General features: G+C 55.8%; 19 protein-coding genes. 11 read left to right on the forward strand and 8 right to left on the reverse strand.

All coding sequences use genetic code 11. From position 1 onward, the window contains the following. Window positions 1-80: 80 nt before the first annotated feature. From NHH03_RS06270 to corA, 4 genes are all read left to right on the forward strand, one after another. Window positions 81-3,614, forward strand: coding sequence for a mechanosensitive ion channel domain-containing protein (locus NHH03_RS06270; RefSeq protein WP_253154899.1), 3,534 nt, complete (start codon window positions 81-83; stop codon window positions 3,612-3,614). Between the two features lie 303 nt (window positions 3,615-3,917). Beyond that, a complete protein-coding gene (locus NHH03_RS06275) occupies window positions 3,918-4,922 on the forward strand; it encodes a transporter substrate-binding domain-containing protein (RefSeq protein ID WP_253154900.1) in 1,005 nt (334 codons plus the stop codon). 1 nt (window position 4,923) lies between these two features. Continuing rightward, window positions 4,924-6,072: a transporter substrate-binding domain-containing protein gene (locus tag NHH03_RS06280; protein WP_253154901.1), complete on the forward strand. Its 1,149-nt coding sequence runs from the start codon at window positions 4,924-4,926 to the stop codon at window positions 6,070-6,072. 57 nt (window positions 6,073-6,129) lie between these two features. After that, the gene (gene corA / locus NHH03_RS06285) at window positions 6,130-7,218 is read left to right on the forward strand and encodes a magnesium/cobalt transporter CorA (RefSeq protein ID WP_253154902.1); all 1,089 of its coding nucleotides are present in this window, start codon (window positions 6,130-6,132) and stop codon (window positions 7,216-7,218) included. Between the two features lie 83 nt (window positions 7,219-7,301). On the opposite strand, the gene NHH03_RS06290 is transcribed toward corA, so the two are convergent. The 5 genes from NHH03_RS06290 to NHH03_RS06310 all read right to left on the reverse strand — a co-directional run bounded on the left by NHH03_RS06290 (window position 7,302) and on the right by NHH03_RS06310 (window position 12,240). Further along, window positions 7,302-8,144 (reverse strand): transglutaminase-like domain-containing protein, encoded by an 843-nt coding sequence (locus NHH03_RS06290; RefSeq protein ID WP_253154903.1) that lies wholly within the window; start codon window positions 8,142-8,144, stop codon window positions 7,302-7,304. A 151-nt stretch (window positions 8,145-8,295) separates the two neighbouring features. Further along, on the reverse strand, window positions 8,296-9,645 hold the full coding sequence (nhaA, locus tag NHH03_RS06295) for a Na+/H+ antiporter NhaA (protein ID WP_253154904.1): 1,350 nt from the start codon (window positions 9,643-9,645) through the stop codon (window positions 8,296-8,298). 12 nt (window positions 9,646-9,657) lie between these two features. Further along, window positions 9,658-9,894, reverse strand: a complete 237-nt coding sequence (locus NHH03_RS06300; protein ID WP_253154905.1) for a hypothetical protein — start codon at window positions 9,892-9,894, stop codon at window positions 9,658-9,660. Window positions 9,895-10,521: 627 nt separating this feature from the next. Beyond that, window positions 10,522-11,028 (reverse strand): carboxypeptidase regulatory-like domain-containing protein, encoded by a 507-nt coding sequence (locus NHH03_RS06305; protein ID WP_253154906.1) that lies wholly within the window; start codon window positions 11,026-11,028, stop codon window positions 10,522-10,524. Window positions 11,029-11,136: 108 nt separating this feature from the next. Further along, entirely contained in the window at window positions 11,137-12,240 is a 1,104-nt protein-coding gene (locus NHH03_RS06310; RefSeq protein ID WP_253154907.1) for a DUF1559 domain-containing protein, read from the reverse strand. Between the two features lie 961 nt (window positions 12,241-13,201). On the opposite strand from NHH03_RS06310, the gene NHH03_RS06315 reads away from it, so the two are divergent. From NHH03_RS06315 to NHH03_RS06325, 3 genes are all read left to right on the forward strand, one after another. Next, window positions 13,202-14,449, forward strand: coding sequence for a DUF1559 domain-containing protein (locus tag NHH03_RS06315; protein ID WP_253154908.1), 1,248 nt, complete (start codon window positions 13,202-13,204; stop codon window positions 14,447-14,449). A gap of 225 nt (window positions 14,450-14,674) precedes the next feature. Then, window positions 14,675-15,922 (forward strand): DUF1559 domain-containing protein, encoded by a 1,248-nt coding sequence (locus NHH03_RS06320; protein ID WP_253154921.1) that lies wholly within the window; start codon window positions 14,675-14,677, stop codon window positions 15,920-15,922. 42 nt (window positions 15,923-15,964) lie between these two features. Further along, window positions 15,965-16,165 carry a hypothetical protein gene (locus NHH03_RS06325; protein WP_253154909.1) on the forward strand — a complete coding sequence of 67 codons (201 nt, stop codon included), beginning with the start codon at window positions 15,965-15,967 and terminating at the stop codon, window positions 16,163-16,165. Here the strand turns inward: NHH03_RS06325 and NHH03_RS06330 are convergent. Then, entirely contained in the window at window positions 16,162-16,371 is a 210-nt protein-coding gene (locus NHH03_RS06330) for a hypothetical protein (protein ID WP_253154910.1), read from the reverse strand. The two genes, NHH03_RS06325 and NHH03_RS06330, sit on opposite strands and share 4 nt — an antisense overlap. 77 nt (window positions 16,372-16,448) lie before the next feature. Between NHH03_RS06330 and NHH03_RS06335 the strand changes: the two genes are divergently transcribed. The 3 genes from NHH03_RS06335 to NHH03_RS06345 all read left to right on the forward strand — a co-directional run bounded on the left by NHH03_RS06335 (window position 16,449) and on the right by NHH03_RS06345 (window position 18,675). Beyond that, entirely contained in the window at window positions 16,449-17,267 is an 819-nt protein-coding gene (locus NHH03_RS06335) for an EcsC family protein (RefSeq protein ID WP_315861425.1), read from the forward strand. Window positions 17,268-17,490: 223 nt separating this feature from the next. Further along, on the forward strand, window positions 17,491-18,006 hold the full coding sequence (locus tag NHH03_RS06340; protein ID WP_253154912.1) for a carboxymuconolactone decarboxylase family protein: 516 nt from the start codon (window positions 17,491-17,493) through the stop codon (window positions 18,004-18,006). A 57-nt stretch (window positions 18,007-18,063) separates the two neighbouring features. Next, entirely contained in the window at window positions 18,064-18,675 is a 612-nt protein-coding gene (locus NHH03_RS06345) for a gamma carbonic anhydrase family protein (protein ID WP_253154913.1), read from the forward strand. Here NHH03_RS06345 and NHH03_RS06350 read toward each other — a convergent pair. After that, window positions 18,621-21,785: an efflux RND transporter permease subunit gene (locus NHH03_RS06350; protein WP_253154914.1), complete on the reverse strand. Its 3,165-nt coding sequence runs from the start codon at window positions 21,783-21,785 to the stop codon at window positions 18,621-18,623. The genes NHH03_RS06345 and NHH03_RS06350 overlap by 55 nt on opposite strands. Before the next feature lie 77 nt (window positions 21,786-21,862). After that, entirely contained in the window at window positions 21,863-23,191 is a 1,329-nt protein-coding gene (locus tag NHH03_RS06355) for an efflux RND transporter periplasmic adaptor subunit (protein WP_253154915.1), read from the reverse strand. 274 nt (window positions 23,192-23,465) lie between these two features. Here NHH03_RS06355 and NHH03_RS06360 point away from each other — a divergent pair, with 274 nt between their 5' ends. Beyond that, the gene (locus NHH03_RS06360) at window positions 23,466-25,106 is read left to right on the forward strand and encodes a TolC family protein (RefSeq protein ID WP_253154916.1); all 1,641 of its coding nucleotides are present in this window, start codon (window positions 23,466-23,468) and stop codon (window positions 25,104-25,106) included. The last annotated feature ends 102 nt before the right edge of the window (window positions 25,107-25,208 follow it).

Below are 25,208 nucleotides of genomic sequence, written 5' to 3' on the forward strand. Positions count from 1 at the left end.
TGGCACGCTCAGTAGCATCAGCGTGACTTCAAAAATGAGGTCATCACGGACGGATTGATGAAAACGGCTGGAGGCCAAAGTTGAATACTCGGAAGCGAACAACGACGCTGTTTTTCGTCGTTTTAACCCTGTTCGTTGCGTTCACGGCAGTCGGGAACGCAACCGCCGACCCACCGCAGCAAACCGTGGTGCAAACGGTCGCTTACGAGGTCACCACCGGACACCCAACCAGCATCGAGCAAATCGAACGTGAAATTGCCGAGTTGGACCAAACGGCCGGCGTCACTGCTGAAGTGAAAGTCCAGGCCAATGAAAATTTTCGAGCTGCGATCAAGAATCTGCAAACTGCCGCGGACAGTGACGCCCGCTTGAAAGCGTTTATTGCCGACGGTGAAACCGTAACCAGTCGCGCCGAAGACCTGAAAAAGCAACTGGCCGAACTCAAGGACAAGAAACCAACGTCCAAGCCGGGGCTGCCGCTTCCAGAAATGGAGCAACTGTTGCCAGCGACCGAGTTGCAACTTTCAGGATTCAAGAAAGCCCGCCAAGACGCGGAAGCCGACCTGCAGTCTCGGGCGCCACGGCGAAAAGAGATTCGCGCCCGCTTGGCTGTCATTCAAGAGAAGGTTGCCGATGCGGCATCACAACTAAAAACATTGGCAGGTGTCGAATTGACGCCGCAAAGCGAATCGTTGATCGCACGTCTGCTGACACGTCGAATGACGTTGGAAAAAGAAAAGCCGGCGTTGGAGGCCGAACTGGCAAAGTTTGATGCCGAAGAAGCCGCCAACTTAGTCCGGATGCGAATGGAAGTAGCCAGCGCGAACATCGTCTACACCGAGAAGCTTGTCGCGTTGCTGCAGCAGCAGATCAATACGGCCCGCGAAGCTGCGGCTGAGGAAGCTGTCCGCCAGGCTCGACGAGAAGCCATCTCGGCGGATCCGGCGCTGAAAGTTTTCGCCGAGCAAAATCAACAGCTCGCTGAAAACTCCAAGGCGATCGCCGAAGCGCTTGCGGAAACAAATGCAAATCTGACGTCGTCGACCGAAACGCACGAGGACCTGCTCCGCCAATTCGCTCAAACCAAAAAGAAAGTTGATTCGGTCGGGCTGACCAGTTCCGTCGGAGCATTGCTGCGCAAACAGATGACGACTCTACCCGATGTCGGCGAACGCGTGCTGGCCGTCGCAGAACGTCAAAAATTGATCAACGACACGCAATATCAATTGTTCGAATATGAAGAGGACCAGCAAGAGCTTGCCGAAGCCGATAAAGCGATCGAACGAATCTTGGCGGACGCCAATCAGGACTCATCGCGAAACGTCGCCTTTCTCAAAGCCGCCGCGGGCGATTTGCTGACGCGAAAACGCGAGTACCTGGATGATCTGGTTCGCAGCACGGGCCAATATTTTGACACTCTGATCGAACTCGACACGGTCGACCAACAAATCATCAAGTTGGAAGCGGAATACGAGAACTACATCGACCAGCGCGTGCTGTGGATTCGCAGTGGTCCGGCAATCACCAGTGGCATCGAAATCCAAGAATCCGACAGATGGTTGATTTCGACAGGGAAGTGGAAGGAAGCACTGGCGCTGTTGGCTAGCGACGTCAAACGCTATGCCGTTTTGTACGTTTTGTGCTTTTCACTGATCGGACTGTTGGTGTTCCAAGGCCGCTCGATCCGCCGGACAATCACCACTGTCGGCGAGTCCGCCGAGAAAGCAAATTGTCGTTCGATTGCGCCGACGTTACGTGGACTGTGGTTGACCGGCATTGTCTCGCTCGGTTTGCCGTTGGCGTGCCTGTTCATCGGTTGGCGTTTGAACAAATGCGCCGGAGATTCCGAATTCACGGCGGCCGTTGGCCAAGCAACCAAGATTGTCGGCATCCTGTGGGCCTCGATCGAATTGATACGTCAGGCATGTCGACACAAGGGTATCGGTGAGTCTCACTTTCGTTGGCCGGTCCAAACGACAAGCGTCTTTCGACGGGAACTTCGACGTTGTGCCGTCATGGCTTTGCCGATCGCCTTCGTCACCGTCACACTCGCATCAAGCGACGGGGTTCACGAACGCGGCGACCTGCAACGGATTGCATTCATTCTAGGGATGAGCGTTCTCGGGTTCACGGCGTTTCGGCTGTTGCGTCCGACCGGTTCGCTACGCGAATATTTCTCGGCGAACCCATCGAGTTTTGTGGCCAAAGTGAAGTACATGTTTCCCTTGACCGGCGTGGCGTTGCCAATGTCATTGGCGGCCCTTGCCGCGGCCGGTTACTTCTACACGGCACAAACCCTGTTTTGGAGATTGTTTGCCACCTGCATGTTTGTTGCGACGCTCGTTGTGATGCGTTCGATCTTGTATCGAATGCTGTTGCTGCGCCGCCGTCATCTGAGCATGGAACAAGCGCGCGAGCGCGCCGCCGCAGCCAAATTGGCCGGCGAAACCGGTGGCGAGTCTCACCCGGTCGCCGGCATTGTGACAGAAAGTAAACAAGCCGACATCTCCGCCCACAGCTTGCAATCACGCAACCTGATTAGTTCCGGCATGATGGCGGTGACCGTGGTCGGATTGTGGATGATTTGGATTCAGGTCTTACCGGCTCTTAGCATGGTCGGAAACTATTCGCTTTGGGGCAATTCAAATGCCGTGGCCGCCACAAGCGTTTCCCAACTGCCAATGTCGCCGATGGCCGATGCAGCGGGAACCACGCCAGCATCCACTGCATCGACCGACAGCGCGGCAGATGATACGCCAGCGAGCTCGGTAACGATTGCGGATCTCGCACTTGCCATCCTGATTGTAGTCGTCACGATCATCCTGTTCCGAAACGGACCCGGCCTGTTAGAGATGTCGGTCCTACAACAGTTACCGCTCGATGCGTCGGTCAGATACGCCATCACCACCCTGGTCAGCTATGGGATCGTGATGGTCGGGACGATCGCCATGTGTTCCACCATCGGCCTGCAATGGTCACAAATCCAGTGGCTGGCCACGGCGTTGACATTCGGTTTGGCGTTCGGATTACAGGAAATGTTTGCGAACTTTGTCGCCGGTTTGATCATCTTGTTGGAGCGTCCGATACGAGTCGGCGACATCGTCACGGTCGATGACGTGACCGGTGTTGTTTCGCGAATTCGAATTCGAGCGACATCCATCACCAATTGGGACCGCAAGGAATATGTGGTACCCAACAAAGAGTTTATCACCGGTCGTCTACTGAACTGGACGTTGTCCGACAAAGTCAATCGTATCGTTGTCGAAGTCGGATTGGCGTACGGTTCGGATACGGAACAAGCACGCGAATTGTTGCTCAAAGCAGCCAATGACCATCCGATCGTGTTGAAAGATCCCGCGGCGCTTGCGACATTCGAAGGATTCGGTGACAACTCGCTGAATCTGGTGCTTCGAGCCTTTTTGCCGTCGCTTGAGAACCGCTTGCAAGTCATTCACGAACTGCACACATCGATCGACCAGGCGTTCCGAGCGGCAAAGATCGAGATTGCATTCCCGCAGCGTGATCTCCACATCCGTTCGATGTCCGGTGCGGCGGACCTAGGCCTTCAATTGGGTCAGGACGAAAAATTCGAGGAACACCGCGACGCAGCGTGACGACTCGCACGACATGCCGTTTGACGTCAAATCAGGTCATGTTGGTTAGGAACACCACTTAAAAAAACACTGCAAGACATCTCGAGTGCGGAGTCTGGCCTGGTAGGGCGGCCGATAGCCAATCGGCTACAATAGTGTCAACCATCGTTACGAGACACGTTTTCTGTTTGAAAGGAGTCGCCAATCATTGCCACAAAAGGCGCATCAACGTTTGGCATTTTCGCGTTCCTGTCGTTCGTGTCGATTTGTGAGTGCGCCGTTCTTCCAGCGCAACAGACGTCGGGCGTGGGTGGCGATCATGCAGTGGCGAACACCGACAGGGTCGTCCTGAAGGTCGGAACGAAGCAGAGCCCTCCCTTTGCGATCAAGAACGCTGACGGATCGTGGAATGGGATTAGCATCGAACTGTGGAAACACCTGACAGACGAATTGAACCTGGAGTTTGAATTCCAGGAGCTCACGCTCGATCAGATGCTTGAGAAGTTAGAGTCAGGTGAACTTGATGCGGCGGTCGCGGCGATCAGTGTGACGTCGGCCCGACATGAACGCGTTGATTTCTGTCACCCTCATTTTTCGACCGGTCTGGGGATTGCCGTTGGCAAGCGTGTCAGTAGCAGTCCTTCGATCCTGTTGCGCCGCATTGTCTCCAGTCGATTGGTCCAAACGGTATCGGTCATGGTTGGCGTCATTTTGGTTTGCGGTTTGCTGTTTTGGTTGTTCGAACGGAAGAGGAACACCACGATGTTTAGCGGCCCACGCCGGCAGGGCATTGGAATGGGTGTCTGGTGGTCAATGGTGCTATTGCTTGGGCACAAGGGAATCGTTCCCGTCAGTGCGATGGGACGTATTCTTGCAGCACTAGCGATGTTTTCTAGCATCCTCGTTCTATCAATCCTGACAGGCGTCATCACATCGGTATTGACCGTTCAACAACTGGACACCGGGATCACGCGGGTCACGGATCTACACCATGTCCGAGTCGCAACGGTGACCTCTAGCACGAGTGCGGACTACCTGCGGCAGCGTCGAATTTTCTTCCGCGGTTACGACACACTTGGCGAGGCCATCCGGTCGGTCGACGATGGCAAGGCGGATGCAGTGGTCTATGACGCTGCATTGTTGAAGTATTTGACGAGCGAGGAATTTGGCAATCGCATTGAGGTCTTGCCGGCTTTGTTCAATGTTCAGGAATACGCCATCGCGCTGCAGCCTGGAAGTGGACTGCGAAAGTCGCTCAACGAAGAACTTCTGCGATATCGCGAGAGCGATGCGTGGGACGCGCTGGTTTACCGATACTTGGGAGAATGAAGTGAAGCGGTTCTTTTCTTGCTGGCCGATCATCGTGTTCGTCATCTGCCTGTGGGGAATGAACTCTCGGGCCATCAGCCAAGACGAAGTGTCTGCGGAATCGACGTGGGGTCAATCGGAACTTCCTAGCACGCTGGTGGTGGCCACCCGTGAAGTGCCACCGTTTGCGATGCGCAACGAGAACGGCCAGTGGATCGGAATCAGTATCGACCTGCTCCGGGAAGTGAAGGCCGAACTCGAGCGCGAATCCGATCAGCAGATCAACCTCGAGTTCAAAGAAATGTCGCTGACCGAAATGCTCGATGCCGTCGAGCACTCCGAGGTGACCCTCGCCGCTGCCGCAATCACGATGAATTATGACCGCGAGAAACGAATGGACTTTACACATTCGTTTCATACGTCAGGGCTTGGGATCGCCGTCGCAGCGAAACAACGGCGATCAGGTTGGTCGGGAATCATCGACGCCGTTCTGTCCAAGACCTTCTTGCGGATCGTGGCTGGTTTGCTGCTGGCGATGCTGGTCAGTGCAGTCGGGATTTATCTGTTTGAACGAAAATACAACCGTGAACAGTTCGACAAGGGGTGGGTGAAAGGAATCGCCGCCGGAATGTGGTGGGCTGCTGTGACGCTGACCACGGTCGGCTACGGCGACAAAGTCCCACGGACACTTGGGGGCCGCACGATTGGGTTGATATGGATGTTCGCGGGATTGTTTATCATCGCCGGGTTCACCGCAGCGGTGACGTCTGCTCTGACGCTGACCGAGTTGCGAGCCAGAATCAGCGGCCCCTCGGATTTATCCCGGGCAAAAGTCGCGACAGTGGACGGATCCACCTCGGCGGACTACCTGCGTTCTCGACACATCCGGTTCGCCAAGCATCCTGACGTGGATTCCGCGTTGGCTAGTTTGGTGGCGAACAACTGCGACGCGGTTGTCTACGATGCGGCGATCCTGAAATACCAAACCTATCAGAACCATTCCGGGGAAGCGTTTGTGTTGCCAGGCTCGTTCGAGCGGCAACACTATGCGTTTGCCCTGCCAAGCGACAGTCCGTTGCGCGAGCCAATCAATCAAGTCTTATTGCGGCAAACATCCGCCCCAAAATGGGATGATGTTCTGGCAACCTATTTTGGTGAAGTACAGCCCTAAGATTCCAGAATCTCGCATCCTTGGCCAATCTTATCCCTCGAAACAACGGGCAGACGATTGAACGCGAAACAATTTTTCAAGAAGCACACCAAAGTCGGTGCGCGCCCGGGCACGTTGGTCATTCCAAAAGAAGCACCGCCGCCCAGGATTTCATCGATCCATTATTCCGGGACAACGCACCGGACCGCGACCGTCGACACGGTCGATGAATTGACCGAGGCCTTCAACGACCAGGAAATGACTTGGGTCGATATTCAAGGCTTTGGCGATCGAACGATCATGCGAAAACTGGGAACGATCTTCAACTTACATCCCTTGCTGCTGGAAGACATCGTCAACGTCCCACAGCGTCCCAAGAGCGAGCCCTACGACGATCAATTGCTGGTCATCGTACGGATGGTGCGGATGGGCGAGGATGACGATCGAGGCGAGCCAACGGTTGATATGGAACAAGTCAGCATGGTGATCGCCAAGGATTACTTGATCACGTTTCAGGAAAAATATGGTGACATCCTGGACCCGGTTCGCAAGCGACTGGTTGCCAACAAGGGGCTGATTCGCAAGCGTGGCGCCGACTACTTGGCCTATGTGATCGCAGACACGATCATCGACGCCTACTACCCGGTTCTGGAAGTCGTGGGAGATCGCTTGGAGGCGCTTGAGAGTTCCGTGATCGACAACCCGTCACCGGCCGTGCTGGGGGAACTCAACCGGCTGAAGAATCAATTGATCAATTTGCGTCGCGCGATTTGGCCGCAGCGCGAAGCCATCAACGAACTCGTTCGCGGCGATCACAAGTTGATTTCCGAAGAGGTCGGCGTCTACCTTCGTGACACCTATGACCATTGCATCCAGACTTCGGAAGTGGCGGAAATGTATCGCGAAATGGTCACCGGACTGATGAACACTTATTTGTCGTCGGTCGCCAACCGGACCAACGAAGTGATGAAAGTGCTGACGATCATGGCGAGCATCTTCATTCCGCTGACCTTTATGGCTGGCATCTACGGAATGAATTTCGAGCACATGCCAGAATTAAAGTACCAGTACTCCTATGCAATTCTGTGGATCGCAATGCTGGTCGTCACGGTGGGGATGCTGCTGTTCTTCTGGCGAAAGGGATGGATTTTCGAACGCAGGCGTTGAGCGTGAGTGTTCTGATTCGTAGACGCACGTGGCCAACAATCGGTTCGATGCCGAGCCATTCGGCGGGTTGATCAATCAAAGCCCTAAGAGGAACTGATTGCCGTTTGCACGTTGTCCGAGTCAAGCAATGGATCACCGCCTTGTTGCTGGTTGGCCCACACGCCAACCTCAGTGCTTTCGACGTCACCGCGGATCGTTGCAAATGCGACATCCGCTGCATCGCGACCGGTTCCGATGCGGACAAAACCTCCGATCGGCGCCAGCCGCGTGGCGTCGAATAGAAACCAGCGGCCATCAAAGTAGGCTTCGAAAAAACCATGAAAGTCAGCTGGCTGAAGATTTGCTGCATAACCGGAAACGTAGCGTGCCGGGATGCCCATCGCTCGACACAGGCTGATCGCAACGTGCGCATAGTCACGACAAACGCCGGTCCGCTGTAACAAGACATCGCAGGCGGTGGTCGTCGGACCGGTCGTACCAGGAACGTACGTGATTTGGTCGAATACCCAATTGCAAATCGCCGTCACGCGAGAATAGCCGGGGACCAAGTCGCCAAATTCTTCGCCAGCAAATCGATACAATTTATCTGATTCGCAGTAGCGGCTTGGGTTGAGGTATGCCAAGACATCCGCGGGTAAGTCTTGGTAGTCGACTTCATTCAAATCAGCTGCATTGACTTCTTCGGCATGCAGTTCCACTGTGGCACGGTACTGAACCGTCATCTCACCGGGCATTGCGGACACTCGAAACAGGCGATTCCCCAGTGCCCCAACGGCGCACTCGTCGATCTTGTGAAACGGAAGGATTTCGATCGATTCGCTGGTCGTTGATTGGTGTCGATTTTGCGCGACGGAAATGTTGAACAAAAACGTCGTCGGCGACTTAACCGTATAAGAGAGTTGGCTTCCGACCAAAATTTGATTCATAAGGGATTCGATCTTTCTTCACAGAGGGGTGATGCATCAGCGAGACGCCTGCATGATACCACCGCCAGCCCCCGCTCTCGAAAAAATTCCCGTGAGTTCCGCTGCCGCTTGATTGCGGGTTAGGTCGTGATCGCCAACCTCCTGCGAACGCTCACTTTGGTGAATGTATCACTGTCCGATTTGGTAGCGCCCATAGCAACAGACTGATCCCGGCGACAGCGCTGATTGCCGAGCCGACCAGAATCCCCGTCTTGGCAGTGTCAAGTCCTTCGGTTCCGAACGCGAGTCCGTCAATGAACAATGCCATCGTGAACCCTATTCCGGCTAAGCAGCTCCCTGCCATCAGCACCGGCCAGCTAACCCCTTGGGGCAATTTAGCAATGCCCGTACGGACGACCAACCAACTGAATAAAACAATTCCGACCGGTTTGCCGACAACCAACCCCAAAACGACGGCGACTGCGACTGAATCGCTCAGGTTTGCAGGTTCAATCAGCACACCTGCGTTGGCAAGCGCGAAAAGTGGCATGATGACATACGCCGTCCACGGATGAAGCCTCATCTCCAGATACTCCAGCGGCGAAACCGTTTCGCGCGTGAGTCGTTGAACCTCTTGTACTACGCCGGCACGATGGCTGCGCCGATCCCAATGTTGTTCGCTGAACACCTCCTGCTTCTCGTGCAGATACTCACGAAACCGCTCCGGCACCAACACCGGTCTCGCCGGAGTCATCAAACCCAAGACGACACCGATCAACGTGGCGTGAACACCGGATTCGTGGAGGGCCAGCCAGGCAATCGCGCCGATCACAATGTACGGCGGAAATCTGCGAACACCGATTTGCGAAAAAAGATGCACGACCGCAATCGCGCCCGCTGCAAGCATCAGGTATCGCCCGTCCAGCGATTCGGTGTAACCGATCGCGATGACGAGGATCGCGCCGATGTCATCGACAATCGCTAGCGACAGCAACAATATTCGCAAACTATGCGGTACCCGTGAACCGAGTAATGCCAACGAACCGACGACAAACGCGATGTCGGTCGCCATCGGGATTCCCCAGCCACGCATCCCTGGCTGGCCATATTGTATTGACAGGTACAAACCTGCGGGAACGATCATGCCGCCGATCGCGGCGGCGATCGGCAGCGAGGCTTGCCGCAGATTTGACAGCGATCCATGGACGAGCTCGCGTTTGACCTCCAGTCCAATCACAAAAAAGAAGATCGCCATCAAACCATCGTTGATGACATGACGTAGCGAATGATCAAATTGAAAATCACCAAAACCGATCGTGATTGAGGTTTGCCAGAACGCTATGTATGGACCAGCCCAGCGTGAGCTTGCCGCGATCAACGCAATCATCGTACAAACGACCAATACCAGACCACTTGTCGCTTCGATGTGCAGGAAGCGAGCGATCGGGCGCATCCATCTGTCAATCGGACGCATTGGCAGCAGAAGAGAACGCTCGGTATTTGGTGTTTCTAAGTGATTCATCCAATCCTTCAATCAGGTCATTTGCCAAAAGTTGAAAACGAGATACAGCAATATCGCAAACCCAGGCAGGATCAGACACGCGAACATGATCAACGCAAGCTTTAGAATCTGCCATTCCTCGTCGTCGCACAGTTTGTCGTTGCGGCGAATCGAATTTTGCGACAAGGCGTGTCGTTCACTGGATGATGGCGAACTTCGATTGATGTGAGTCTTGACCGAATTCGGCTGGGAGATTAGGTGTTGAATCATGGCACGAGTCTCCGTTGGGCGTGGAAGCAACGTTGATAGCGAGCGTTTCGTCCGTCCATCGATCGCGAATTGGAATTGCGCCAGGGTGAATGCGCTGAATCTCAATCATGCAATGCCCAGACCAAACACCCAAAGCAACGAATTCGCCATCGATCCGCCAGCTTTCGTGCGTGAAGCGTCAACCCCAGTTTGCGCGGCGACAACCCAAGTTGACGCGCGTTGACTGAATCAACGATCTGATCTTGCGGGAGCAGCAGACGTTTAAGCGGCCAGAGAGAGTGTGTGTGGCGCTCTTTAGAGTGCTTGGCGATGAAGGGCTATCCGCTGGCGTGGATAGCGATCATGAACCGCCAGCGGATCGCTCGTTGTGTTGCAAAGAAAAGAGCCGGCGACACGGTGCATCACGCTAGGACGCGATTTTCTGGAATCCAATCGATTTGATCGACACCTACCTGTGATCAGCAGGCCGAAGTCGACGCAGGAATTTTCGCTAGTGGCGCCGAGGTTACAGTTTGGCAAGCGTCAACACGACAGCACGCGCGCCCCCGATCGTCGGAAACATTGCGTCTCCCAGGAGCGGCGGGCTTGGTCGATTGGATCTGAGTTCTCTTTTGCGAGAGCGAGATGCTACATGTTTGCTTGCTTAATTTTGACGGCCGGCCCCAATTCGATCGGCGGCACTGTTGTCTCGCCGCCAGCCACGTTGACTTCGATTGGCGTTGTTTCAGTCGATCCAAATTTCGGATCGATTAGCAAGTACGAGTTGTAAACTTTTGAACTGCTGGGGTCGTCAGCTGCCACCCCGGGATTCATGTCTTCAACAAACGTTTTGAAAAACGTGACTTTGTAATTTCCCGCGGGTGCTCCTTCGAATCTCCCCAGTGTCTTGACAATGACTTTGCCCGTGGCGTCTGTTGCGCCGCCACAAGCCCAGCGGCTGTTGGAGGGGTTTTCTGGAATCATTTGAACGCTGACTCCTTCGATCGGCGCTCCGCCCTGATTGACCGACAGTGTCAGGGGATGTAGTTCTGGTAAACCATCCGGGGTGCCGCCAGATCCACACCCTGCCAGCGCGGCTCCCAAGATTCCAAGGGCAAGTGAAAGTCGAAATGTTGAACGCTTGCTGTTACTCATTCTGATGCCTGTAATTGCCTCTGATGGGCATGTGAACTAATTGGTGAAGTGATGAAATGTCACCGCGGTGACAACTTGTGACCCTCGAAGTCGTTTTTTGACGGCAGGCTATTCCAGTTCGGTGACTTCCTTGCCCTGTGGCGAACCCATGGCGCCCCAGATGCCATAGGGGCTGTTGCCGGTGGTGACTTGCGCGGCATTGACGTCACCGCTGTCAATCGAGTCCGTGATGAATCGAACCGAGCCGTCAAACATCAGCGTTTGCACCCCGCCCTGGTGTTGGCTGGATGGCGAGTACGTTCCCCAACTGTTGTTGTTTCCACCGTAGGCGCAAGACGGTGCGTTGGGCGGCAGCGTCGTCGTGAACTTGTTATTGATCGTGCGACCATCCCCCAGGATCAAACCACGCCAGCAATCGGCGCCGGTTTCATATTCGTAGGGGTTATTTGCATTGAGCGGCACTGTTAAACAGGGTCCTGGTTTGCCGGTGCCGCCGTTGTAAATGCCATTGAATGCCGCCACGTCGCCTTTGACCGTCGCAAATCCGCGCGGCGTCGCAGCGACTTCGCTCATTGCGATCGTATTAGCGGTTCCATCCAGGATGTCGCGGAAACGACGTCTGGTTTCGTTGAACTTCTCTGGCAGCGCGGGGAGAAAAATGCTGCGATAGTCTCCCCTAGCGATTGTGCTCGCCTCTTGCGAGTTGGTGCGGGCGTTGTGCCACATTTCGTCACCGACCGAGAACACATAGGTGTTTTTCGAAATGTTGTTGTATTCCGGGGTGTCTGCATTTGCCGCCGACGGGCAGATAAAAGACGACTGGGGCCCCGCATTTCGAAGGGTCTCGCTTTCCCAAGGCGATGAACCAGGAGGCGCTTGTTTTGCGTCGTTCACGAACCCTTCGTACAGAGCTGTCATTTCCATAAATGGCATCAGGAAAATCGCGGCACTAACGGTGCGGGTGCCGTTGGGCGCCCCTCCGGAGTAGCCTTCGAACCAAACGGCACCGGCCGGGAACTGTTTATAGGCGCTATGGTAATTTTGCAGTGCCAGGCCTAGCTGTTTCATGTTGTTGGAGCATTGCATCCGGCGAGCCGCTTCGCGTGCGGCTTGAACGGCCGGCAACAACAGTCCCACCATGATGCCGATAATGGCGATCACAACCAACAGTTCAACTAGCGTAAAGCCATTTCTCGCGTCTGAACGTTTCACACTTGATTCCTAAGGGATTGGGTCATCCGAATGGGTCTGTTTGTTAAGTCGACGATGAGAGTGGAGTCGTTCCTGTGCGGCGGACCGCGTTGACGCAGTCATCGCCGTCAGCCGAAGAAAGACGAATCGCTCTCGATCGCTCGCCGAGTCCCTGAAGCAACGCTTGTTCCGAACGCCGGGGAGGGGAGCATTCCACCCGCCGTGATTTAGCGGCAACGGTCAGTGGCGCCCGAGTCCAAAGCATCATCAACGGAACAACACGATGGCCCTGTTGTTGGCTAACGATGACGCGAGCAACCTTAGTGATCGCTGTGAAAACCCCTGCAATGTTTGAAAATTTTCTGGGCGGTTTTCATCGGCGGCCCAGGGCTGAATCGATCTGCATGGATGACGCTCCCATTCGTAGCAGCGTCGTCATGAACTGCACTCCAAGCGTGCAGCCGACGGCAGGTTCAATGGCAGGAACAGCACGTTTGTTATTCGTGTGTTCTGATCACAACCGATCGCGTGAGTGTTGAAGTGGAGCTGTCGCGTGGGGCATTGGCTGTTGGCAACCCGCTGCGCCAGCGAAGGATCTCGTTAACACTCTAAATCCCTCGCACACCGGCTTTGTTGATTCAGGTCCGAGGAACCGGACGCTAGCGCGTGCCGGATGATTGGAGACTTGCGAGATGGTATTGCGCTGCTCAACAAAGGTGGCGCTGACTTGCCAGTACGGCGAGACAACTTGGAGAGAAAAATTCCTCGCAAAGTTGCTTCTCGGCGGTCGTTTTTTCGGCACTCTTTCTTACAGCCGGATTCGTCTCGCCGGCGATCGGTGATGCAGGCTTAATTTGTCAAGGCGAGCGGGATTTTTCGATACCCGAGATCGGCCGAACGGTTCAATTGATCACCATTGTTAATGCATTACCGTTTTGCTGTTTTGGCAAAAGGTCTAGGTCTCTTACGTTAGGAAATTGAAATGCGAGCTGTTGCATACAACCAGAACCGACGAGCGTTCACGCTGGTCGAATTGCTGGTGGTGATTGCCATCATCGGCATTCTGGTCGGGCTGCTGCTACCAGCGGTCCAGGCGGCTCGCGAAGCCGCGCGGCGAATGAGCTGCAGTAACAACTTCAAACAGTTGGGGCTAGGGATCCACAACTATCATTCTGGATTCAAACAGTTGCCGACCCACGGGACAGGAACTTACATGCCGGGCGGACGCGACATTTGGGACGCGGAACCCGGCCGTACTATTTCTGCGAACCGTCGCCTGTCGTTCCTTGTGGGCTTGATGCCGTTTCTGGAGCAACAAGGTTTATGGGACCAGATTTCCAATCCCCATGGGTTTAATGCCGATGGATCGGTCAAGACTCCGCCGTGGCAAGCGATGGGGCCACACCCAGACCAGATTCAATATCCGCCGTACACGACGGAGATCCCGATGCTGCGCTGCCCCAGTGACCCGGGTGTCGGCTTGCCAGCGCTCGGCCGAACCAACTATGCCGCCTGCGCTGGCGACTCGGCGGTTCATTCGCGGGACCCGTATTTGAATGTCGACGAGAAAGGCGAAGACGCGGCGGTGACGTTTCCCTACTCAGTGGATCTAGGGCATGCCAACCAATCCAATGGTTCCCAGCGGGGGATGTTCGTCAACACGCGGCAGATGCGGTTCCGCGATTGCATGGACGGTTTGTCTAACACGGTGATGTGTGGCGAAATTGCCACCGATTTGGGCGATAGCGACAGCCGAACGATGCTGCCGAACAATGCGCCTTGGGGGGCACCGTCGGAGAAAAATGAATGTCGTTTGAATCCCTCGTTCGCCGAGCCGCAACTGGATCCAGAACGGCCACGTTTCTGGGCACCGGGAGCGGCGACGAACGTGCTGTGGGGGCGTGGTTTCCGCTGGCACGACATGATGCCTAATTATTCACAAATGACGACGGTTCTGTCACCGAACTCGCAATTGTGTTCGGAACGGAGCGATTCGCGTGACGTCGTCACGCCCGCGTCCAGCCGACACCAGGGTGGCGTGCACGTGCTGATGGGCGACGGTGCCGTGATCTTCATCACGGATTCGATCGAAGCCGGAGACAAATATGCGCCACAAGTTTCGCACCGTGCCGGTTCACCGGTTCCGGGCAGTCGCAGTCCGTTTGGACTGTGGGGCTCGCTGGGGTCCCGCGCTGCCGGTGAAGTGATTCAAGAACAATTGAATCAGTAGAGCTCTAAAAACGGACGCTCGGCACGCCAGTGCCGAGCGTTTCCCCCAGTTTTCTCGGAGAAAACATCGCCGACCCGATTGAGCATTGAGAAAAATTGTCTCTCGATTGAGAAATCTTCGTAACCGGACACCACTGGGCGGGTTTTAATATACCCCCCAGTAGTGCGCCGTTTGTACGTTCGTTGATTTGGCGCAAGACATTTTTCTTCTTTGCAGGGACTGATGATGCAACTGAACTTGTTCAACCAGAGGCGACGGGCGTTTACGCTGGTCGAATTGCTGGTGGTGATTGCCATTATTGGCATCTTGGTGGGGCTGCTGTTACCAGCGGTCCAAGCGGCTCGTGAAGCCGCGCGGCGAATGAGCTGCAGCAATAATTTCAAACAGGTGGGTTTGGCGATCCACAACTATCACTCGGCATATAAACAGTTGCCGATTCATGGATCGGGAACTTACGTGCCGGGTGGACGCGATATTTGGGACACGATGCCCGGTCGCGAAATTTCAGCCAATCGTCGGTTATCTTTCTTGGTGGGACTGGTGCCGTTCATGGAGCAGCAGGGACTGTGGGATCAGATCTCCAATCCACACGGTTTTAACTCCGATGGGTCGGTCCATAGTCCGCCTTGGCCACCGATGGGGCCTCACCCGGACCGAGTTCAGTATCCGCCCTATGCGACTGAGATTCCGATGCTGCGTTGCCCGAGTGACCCTGGCGTCGGACTGCCATCGCTGGGACGAACCAACTATGCAGCCTGTGCCGGCGATTCAGCCGTGCACTCACGAGATCCGTATCTAAACGTGGATGAAATCGACACCGATCCCACAGTGACGTTTCCCTATTCGGTGGACACCGGGCATGCCAACCAGTCCAACGGGTCCCAGCGCGGGATGTTCGTGAACACCCGCCAAATGCGATTTCGCGACTGTTTGGATGGTTTATCCAACACGATCATGTGTGGTGAGATCGCCACGGATTTGGGTGACATGGACAGTCGCACCGCATTGCCGCGGTACGCACCCTTCGCCGCACCGTCGGAAAAAAACGAGTGTCGCTTGAACCCGTCTTTTGCCGAGCCACAATTAGACCCGGAACGGCCACGATTTTGGTTGGCAGGAGTGGATCCCAACGTCTTGTGGGGACGCGGATTCCGCTGGCACGACATGATGCCACCCTATTCTCAAATGACCACGGTGCTTTCACCCAACTCCTTGCTGTGTTCCGATGGGCGTGACCACCGCGACGTGGTTTCGCCACCCTCGAGCCGCCACCAAGGTGGTGTGCATGTTTTGATGGGCGATGGTGCAGTGATCTTTATCACCGATTCGATCGAAGCGGGTGACCGATACACACCACAGGTGTCCCACCGGGCCGGTTCGCCGCCGCCGGGTAGCCGCAGTCCGTATGGATTGTGGGGTGCGTTGGGCTCACGAGCCGCTGGTGAAGTGATTGACGAACAATTGAATCAGTAGAATCAATTGAGGCGATGTTCGCCGCTGTCGCGGCGAACATCAATGTTTAGAAATTCATATGTAGGTAAGGTCAAAGAAATGAAGTACTGGATGATGTTGTTTTGCTTGGTCGTCGCAGGATGTGGATCTTCGGAACCCTCCAATATTGTCGGCAATGCGGATCAAGAAGCGATCGATGCCTACGAGGCCGCGTTGGCGGAGGCCGACAAGATGCAAGCCGCCGACACCGATTTCAAAGACTAGCTACCACTGCTGGCGCGAATGCGTTTGAGCACCGGATTCAGCAGATCGCCGTAGGTCACTTGGCCGCTGCCGATCCGTTCCGGTCGCATTCCACCGGCCTTGGGATGATTCAAAATGATGACGGCAATCGGATTCGTTACGATCCGGTTGACCGTCATTTTCTTTTTACCGGTCAGCCAGGGAGTCATCTGGCACGTGGGGTGCATCTTGCGGAAGATGCTTACCGTTAAAAGTTTCCGTTGACATCCTGCCAGCACAACAAGCCAGATTCATGACACATGAAATGATTCCTTCCCAAACCCCGACAGAGATTCCCCCAGACGTCTTGGCAGAATTGAAAGAAGCCAAGCAAACCTTAGAGCACCACGGATTGGCGGATCGGCTGACGGAACTGGTTGGCGCCCCGATCACGGCATCGATCAAACTGTTACCCGGTGTGGCCGAAACCGCGATTCATACCGCGATCGACAAATCGCTACAGGCAGCACTCAGCGTGGCCCTGCGCACGATCGGTGAACAGACCGAAGACGGTCAACCGAAATTGCTGACACACAAATTTTTGGCCGGACTCTCAGGTGCCGCCGGTGGTGCGTTCGGGATGGCCACCGTTGCGCTGGAGTTGCCGGTTTCAACCGTTCTGATCTTGCGTAGCATCGCCGACATTGCCCGCAGCCAGGGCGAGGATCTGACGGATGTGAAGACGCGATTGGCGTGCCTGGAAGTGTTTGCGATCGATGGCGGATCGGACCAAAGTGAGATCGATGATGACACCGAAATTGGCTACTTCGCAGTCCGTGCCGCACTTTCCAAACAGGTCGCTGATGCATCCAAGTACGTGTTAAAACACGGCGTTTCCGACACCGCCGGTCCGCCGCTCGTGAAATTACTAGGGATGATCTCCAAACGCTTCGGCGTCGTCGTCAGTGAAAAAGTTGGCGCGCAAGCGATCCCCGTGATCGGCGCCTTGGGCGGCGCGCTGATCAACAGCTACTTCATTGATCACTACCAAGATCTGGCGCGCGCTCATTTCACAGTGCGTCGATTGGAACGCGAATACACCCAAGGGGTGATCAAAGCCGCCTACCAACAGATCAAGATCTGAGGCAAGACTTGAAACCAGCGGTGCATTGCTCTGCGAACGCTTTTCGATCACTGCGGTGGTTTGCCGTTCAACGACCCGCCCACCGTTGATCGGGCGTCAGTGGACGCTACACCAATCATCGATGAATAGTCAGGTCGAACTTGTCCCGGCGGGCCACTCTGGCATGTGATCTGCACGCTCTGTTGCATTCCCCCTTTTTTGCCGCAGACAGGAGACATTCAACATGCCTTTCGTGAAACCACTGCCGACCGACAAAGCTCCCTCGGGTTCGCAACCGATTCTTAAGAAGCTGACCGAAAAGTTCGGTAAACCATTGAACCTGTTTCATACTCTGGCCTACCAGAGCGATCTATTGGGCGGCGTGACCCAGATCAACGATGGTATTCGTAACGATTTGCCCGAAAAGTTCCGCGAACTGGCCTATCTGATTTCATCACAGATCAATGGTTGTGAATACTGTTCGACTTATCATGGCAAAGCGGCAAAGAAAGCCGGCGCGACGGACAAGCAGTTGCAACAAATCACCGACTATGCGGGCAGCGATGCATTTGATGAACAAGAGCAAGCGGTACTGGCCTACGCCGAGCAGTTGACCAAGACAGCGAACGTCGACAAAGCCGTGGTCGACAAGTTGAAAGGGTTTTTGGATGACAAACAATTGGTGTCGCTGGCTGGAACGGTTGCCCTCGCGAACTTCACCAACCGATTCAACCATGGATTGGATATCGAACTGCCGTGATGTCGAGTTCTGAAAGACGTTATAGTTGCGGATTTCATGATCGCGAGAGGACCAGCGATGACGGATTTCCAGCTTGAGTTTCGTGCGGATCAAATCGCCGCATCTGCCTTTATTGCTGCCAACGCCACGGTGCTGGGCGATGTGTCGATCGGCGACGAATCGTCAGTTTGGTTTGGGGCAGTGGTCCGCGGCGACACCGAACGAATTCAGATCGGGCAGCAGTCGAACATTCAAGACATGAGTGTTCTGCATGCCGATCCCGGAGTCCCCTGTGTGATTGGGGATCGCGTCACAATCGGCCATGCCGCGATCGTGCACGGAGCCACGATCGAAGATGATGTGTTAGTCGGAATGCGCGCCGTGGTTTTAAACGGCGCAAAAATCGGCCGCGGCAGTGTGATTGCGGCCGGCGCAGTGGTGACCGAAGGCGCTCAAATCCCGCCCGGATCGATGGTCACCGGGATGCCCGCCGTTGTTCGCGGACCAGTCAAACAGCGGCACGACGAAATGATTCGTCATGCCGCAGAGCATTACGTTCAAGCCGGGGCCGCCTATCGCAAGGCCGCCGATCACAGGGCCGCCGATCACAGGGCCGCCTATCGCAGGGCCGCCGATCACAGGGCCGCTGATCGCGAAGTCGCCGATCGCTTGCGGTGTACCAACGAATAAACGCAAGGCACCAGCACTAGCGTCAGCAGGGTGCTGGCGATCATGCCGCCCATCAAGGCGCGAGCCAGTGGAATCATCGCCTCATTGCCCGGCGCCAGTTGAAACGACAGCGGCAACATGGATGCAATCAGCGTCAACGATGTCATCAGGATGGGTCGCAGACGGACTTGTGCGGCGGAGAGCGCTGCGTCGTGCGGTGAGAATCCCTCCGCCAAACGTCGGTTGGCGAACTCGACCAACAGAATCGAATTATTAACAACCACTCCGATCATCATCAGGGTACCCATCAGCGACTGGATATTGATGTAGGTGCCGGTCAAAAACAGCACGACCAACACGCCACCGATTCCTAGCGGAACCGCCAGCATGATGATCAACGGATCGACAAAGGATCGGAACTGCGCCATCAGCACCAGATAGACCAGCAGTGTGGCAACGATCAAACCAATTCCCAGCAGGTTCATGCCGCGACTCATTTTTTCGACCGGACCACGCAGGGTCACGGAAACGCCATTTGCGAATTCCATTTCGGCCAGAACCGATTCGATGTCAGCAGCCACCGAACCCAGGTCGCGGTTGACGACGTTGACATGCACGTCGTTCACGCGGGAGATGTTGTAGTGCGAGATCTCACCGGGGATGTTCACCCGTTTGACCGTCGCGATGTTCGACAACGGAATAGTGATCGGTCCCTCGGCGGTGTCCAGCGAGATAGGGATGTTGCGAACCTCGTCCAGCGATTCGAAGGTATTGGATTCGTATTGCACGCCCATAAAGAAGTCGACGCCGGTTTTGGGATCGATCCAGATGGTCGGTGAATAGCCGACGCTCGATCCGAGCGCCGTCAACACCGTTTTCGCGACCTGTTCCTGATCGACGCCCAGGTATTTGGCACGCGTGCGATCGACTTGGACATCAAATTGCGGATAGTCCAGCGACTGGGCGATTTGCACGTCGGCGGTGCCGGCGATCGGGCGAACGGCTTCGACAATGCGTTCGGCTGCGTCACGGCATTGCGGCAAAGTTCCTGCGGAGACTTGGACACTGATCGGCGTCGGCACGCCTTCGTTGAGCGCCATGTTGACGATGCCACCAGAAACAAACAGGAATTCCTCCATCGGATAGTCCACCGCCAATTTCTCACGCAATCGGTTGATGTACGTGGTGGTATTGGTCAAACGACCTTGCTGTTTCAGATTGACGATCAGGTAGGCCGTGTCGGGGCCCGAATTGGAACTGAGAACGGTCGAAAACCCGGCGCCTTTTCCCACGGGCAGACCGATGTTGGCGATCAGAGTTTCGATCTGTTCCTCAGGAATCACGGACTTGACGGTGTCTTCGATCCGAGCAACCAATTTCTCCGTTTCGACCAGTTCCGTCCCCGGCAGTGTCTTTAAACGAATCTCGAACGATCCGGAGTCTACCGTGGGAAACAATTCGGTGCCGATATGTGGCAACAGCAAGAATGATGCACCGACACAGGCAATGATCACGATGGAAACCAGCGACGGAATCTTCAGGGCGACATCCATCAGGCGACCGTACAGCCCACGTGGTTTGACGGTCTGGGCGTCCGATGTCAGTTCAGGGTCCGAGTCCTGTTGCCCGCGACGAACTTTTTCGCGAATGAAGGTCGCGCAGTAGGCCGGCACAACGGTCAGCGCCAGGATGTACGACGCACCGATCGTCAGCGTTGCCGCCAACGAAAGCGGTGTGAACAGATACTTGATCATCCCGGTCAAAAAGACCGCCGGCAAAAACACGGCGAGTGTGGTGACGGTGCCGGCCAGAATCGCGCCGGAAACTTCGCTGGTGCCTTGGCGAGCTGCGTCGAGCGGAGACTTGCCCATGCGTTGGTGGCGGATCACGTTTTCGACCACCACGATCCCCGCGTCGACGACGGTTCCGATCGCCAATGCAATCCCGCCCAGGGTCATCACGTTGATGGTTTGTCCGGAAAAAGCAAACCCCAAGGCACCGATCAGAATTGCCAACACGATCATTGCAACGATGATCACGGTGGGAAGCAAACGACGAAGGAACACCAACACCACGATGGCGACAAAGACCGATCCCAAACCGATTTGGGACAGCAAACTCGAGAGGGCTTTGCGGATGTAGCTGGATTGGTCCGAAACCAGCGTGACTTCGGTGGCCTCCGGGATATCGCCCCGCTCTTTCATCTTGGGGATTTCGCTGGCGATGCCTTCATAAATCCGGTCGACGACACTAATGGTGTTTTCACCGGGCTCTCGCAATAACGGGCAATAGACGCTGCGTTTTCCATTGACGCGAACAATGTTGTATTGCAATGCCGCGTCATCGACGACACGGCCGACATCACGGATGAAGACCGGCCGATCGTCGCGAACGCTGATCGGGATGGCTTCGATGTCTTCGACCGTTGGCAAGGTATTGAGTGGATGGATCAGATAGTCGGTGCCGCCGACACGCGCCGAACCGGCCGCAAGTACCAAATTAGATTTTTGCATCGCCTCGACCACATCGGTCGCGCTGACGTGATAGGCCTGTAGCTTTGCCGGATCGACGTACACCATCATCTGCCGAAACTTGCCGCCAAAGGGGTGTGGAATCTGAACCCCTTTTAATCCGCCCATCTTGTTTCGCACGGCGTAGTAACCGATCGAATACAGCTCGGACTCGGTCAACCCTTCACCGGAAATCGCGGCCAGAACGACCGGCAGGTTGGCTGGTTCACTACGCAGCGTGAAGGGCCATTCGATGCCAGGAGGCAAATGAAACATGTCACTGGCTTCCAAGTTGACGATGTCGTTCATCGCCGAACTGGGATCAGCACCGGGCTGAAAGAAAACTTTGATCACCGCCGCGCCGGGCACAGTGCGAGATTCCTGATGCTCAATTTTTCCGGCTAGCGTCAAAGCTCGCTCGACGCGCGAGGTCACCGATTTTTCCATGTCCATCGTCGGCAGACCGGGATAGGAAAAGAAGCTGACCACGACCGGTTTCTTAAAGTCCGGCAAGATGTCCATCGTGATGCCGGGGATCACCGCGGCGCCAAGCACGCACAGCGCGATCGTGCCGGCCAGCACGGCAAAGCGGTTGGAGAGCGAAAAATTGATCAGTCCCATCAGGCAGATTCTCTGGTGTCGGTCAGTCGCCGCAGTTCGACGATCAAGGTGGGTGGTGTTCTCAGGAATGTCAGTGGTTAGTTCGCCAATACAACGACTTTTTGGCCGTCGACAAATCGTTTCAGATGCGCATCAATCACCACTTGTCCTGGTTCCAGTCCCGAGACGACTTCGATGGAATGCCCGTTGTCGATCCCTGTGCTGACATCGGCGACCGAGACCGTGTCTTCGCTACTAACGACATACACATAAGCTTTACCGTCTTCGCTGAACCGAATCGCTCTGGCCGGCAGCATGTTGGCCGCGACCTTGGCCAATTGGGTGATCGTGGCTTGGCCGAACATGCCTGGCAGCAGTTTGCCATCGTGATTGTCCATTTCGACTTCCACCATCATCGTGCGTGTGCTGGGGTCTAAACTTCCCGAACGCCGCGTGACCGGTAGGACGATTGGCGGTTCACCGGTGAACGAGGGAAAGGTCAGCGTGACTTGGTCGCCGGGATTGATGCCGGCGGCATCGGTTTCAGGAACCGGGATTTTGATCCGCAGTCTGTCGGTTTGGCTGACGATAAACAGCGGACGATCTTGCGACGATTCGGACGATTTGCCCACCAGATCGCCGGGTTCAATGCCGCGTTGGGTGACGATGCCGTCGATCGGCGCACGAATCGTGGCAAATTCGATCTGGACCTCCATCTCTTCGAGTTGGCGACGGGCAATTTCGGTTTCAGCAACCGCGGCGTCCAAGTCGGACCGGGCAGCGTCCAGCTGGGCTTGCGCCACGCCGACTTCGGCAGCGGCCGAATCGATCGCCGATGACAAGGATTGCTTGACAGCTTTTTGACTGTCGCGTTTTTGTCGCGATTCGTCCAACATGCGATCTTGCAGGGATCCGCGTTGCACCAGATCTTGGGTACGGTTGAATTCCGATTCGGCGGCGGCAAGTGAGGCGTCTGCGGAACTGAGATTGCTCTTGGCTTCCTCTAGACTGGCGCGGGCGGATTCCACACGGGCCTGTGCCAAGCGGACACCTGACTGGTCGCGTTTCTCCTCGGCCTGCAAGCGTTTGATGCGTGCCTGAATGATCTCGTGTTGTTTTTCCAGCTCTGGCACATCAATCACCGCTAACGGATCACCTGCTTTGACGATGTCGCCGATGTCGGCATTGATTTTGGTGACGAAACCCGTTGCTCTGGCGCGCAGTTCCGATCGGAACAGCGGGTGGACCGAGGCGGGTTGCATGGTGGTTCGCTGAACCTCTGATTGAGCCACCGCAACCGTTTTGACAGCGACCGTTCGCGGGGCGTTCCGCTCGGTTGTGACCGCTGCATCACGGGCACAACCGCAGCACAGAAATCCGCCGGCCAGCAGGGCATATCCAAAGGTGGAAGGGCGCCATCGAGTCATCGGAAAGAGTTCCATCAGGTGGGAATGCGAATCAGGCTGTCACGACCGACTTGATCGTTACAGTCGTTACCAATGTTCAAGTTTGGCCGACAGTGCTGTGCATCATAGTTCGCACAATAAGGACGTTTCAGGTCGCCCCGGCCGTTTTTAGACAATCCAACAGGAACAGGCGTCACTATCGGTCGTGCTGATTGCCGAAGCATGACCGGTAGGATCGTTGTGTTTAGAGCGACGGTGTTCAACGCGACAAGCAGCAGAACCGAAGGACGGCGGAATGGCCAGGCGACTCATCACTCTCGGACTAATCGGTTGCATCGGATGCGCCGGGGGGCCAGCCTCGGTTTTGCGGCGCCCCAATCCGGCCCCAGTCGCCGCGCCAACGGGCAATTACGTGGTTTCAGACACCGCCGCGTCGATCGAAAAGTCGAACGACGAAATCTTGCTTGTCAATTCGACCGCGTCAATCGCAAAATTGACAACCGCCGCTCATACCCAGACGGCCGATCCCTCCAGCCAAACGGTGGCCGATTTGATCGCCACCGAAACGGTCCAGTCACCGGACCTGCAGGCACCCACCGTGCAGCCGCCGGTACCGATCGAACAACCGATCGAACCGGCCCCCGGGGCGATTAACTTGAATCTGCCCAGTGCATTGGCGATGGTTGGCGGCCAACACCCCGCCGTCGGCCAGGCCCAGTGGCGTGTGCAGGAGGCCTATGCGCAGCTCGAAAGCGCCCAGGCGTTGTGGTTGCCGTCAATCGGCGCGGGGTTCAGTTTTGATCGCCATGACGGAAACTATCAAGCCAGTGACGGCGACATCGTGGACGTCAACCGAAATTCATTCCAGTATGGTTTGGGCAGCGGTGCGGTTGGCGCCGGCACCACGCCGCGGCCCGGATTGGTCGCTCAGTTCCACTTGGCAGATGCAATTTTCCTGCCGCGACGCGCTCAGAAGACTGCTTGGGCAGCGGGCCATGCTGCCTCTGCGACTGTGAATCGACAGATGCTACAGGCCGCGCTGGCGTATCTGGATCTATTGGACGCTCACCAGAATTTACGTGTCTTGGAAGAATCACAGGCGCGGGCCATGGAGTTGTCCAAAGTCACCCGTGACTTTGCCGAAGCCGGCCAAGGGCTACTGGCCGATGCCGATCGAATGCAAACCGAAGTGACACTGACGGAAAATCGATTGCTCGCAGCGCGCGAACAGATCTCGGTCGCCTCGGCGCGACTGGCCCAAGCGGTCAGTCTCAATAGCCGCGACGAAATCGTGCCGACGGACATCACGGTGTTGCCACTGGAGCTGAGTTCCACAACTGACGACCCGGCCACGTTGATTGGAACCGGCCTGGCGATGCGCCCGGAATTGAAAGAATCCCAAGCCTTGGTCGCCGCGGCCTGCGACGCATACGAACGTGAAAAGTATGCGCCGTTCGTCCCCAGCATCTTGCTAGGTTTCAGCACCGGCGGGTTCGGTGGCGGGCTGGGCAATAACCTGGACAACATTGACAGCCGCTACGATCTGGACGCGTTGATGTCTTGGGAGATTCGCAATTTGGGTGTCGGTGAACAAGCCGCCCGCCGTGCATCATCGGCCCGAGTTCAGCAGGCCAAATTTGAAACAGTGCGGATGATGGATCAGGTCGCCAGAGAGGTTTCCGAAGCCTGTGTCCAAGTCCGATTTCGCCGCCAACAGATTGATGTGACCCGGCGCGCGATCGAATCAGCCCAAGGTTCCTACGACCGCAATTTCAAACGCATTCGCGATGGCGAAGGATTGCCGCTGGAAGTGTTGCAGTCCGTGCAGGCACTGGAGTCGGCCCAGCAAGCCTATCGGCAAGCGGTTGTCGATTTCAATCAATCGCAATTCCGTTTGCAGTGGGCCCAGGGCTGGCCTGTCGAAGCCGCTGAGTGAGGTGGCGATCGACTGCAAACGCGACGCGTCAGTTTAGAAGCCAGCGTTTTCGCGTCAGGCACTGGATTTTGGTAACCCGAAGCGTGAGCTTTGAAGTTGCGC

It is taken from the genome of Stieleria tagensis, assembly GCF_024129865.1.
In the GTDB taxonomy this organism is placed as follows: Bacteria; Planctomycetota; Planctomycetia; order Pirellulales; family Pirellulaceae; genus Stieleria; species Stieleria tagensis.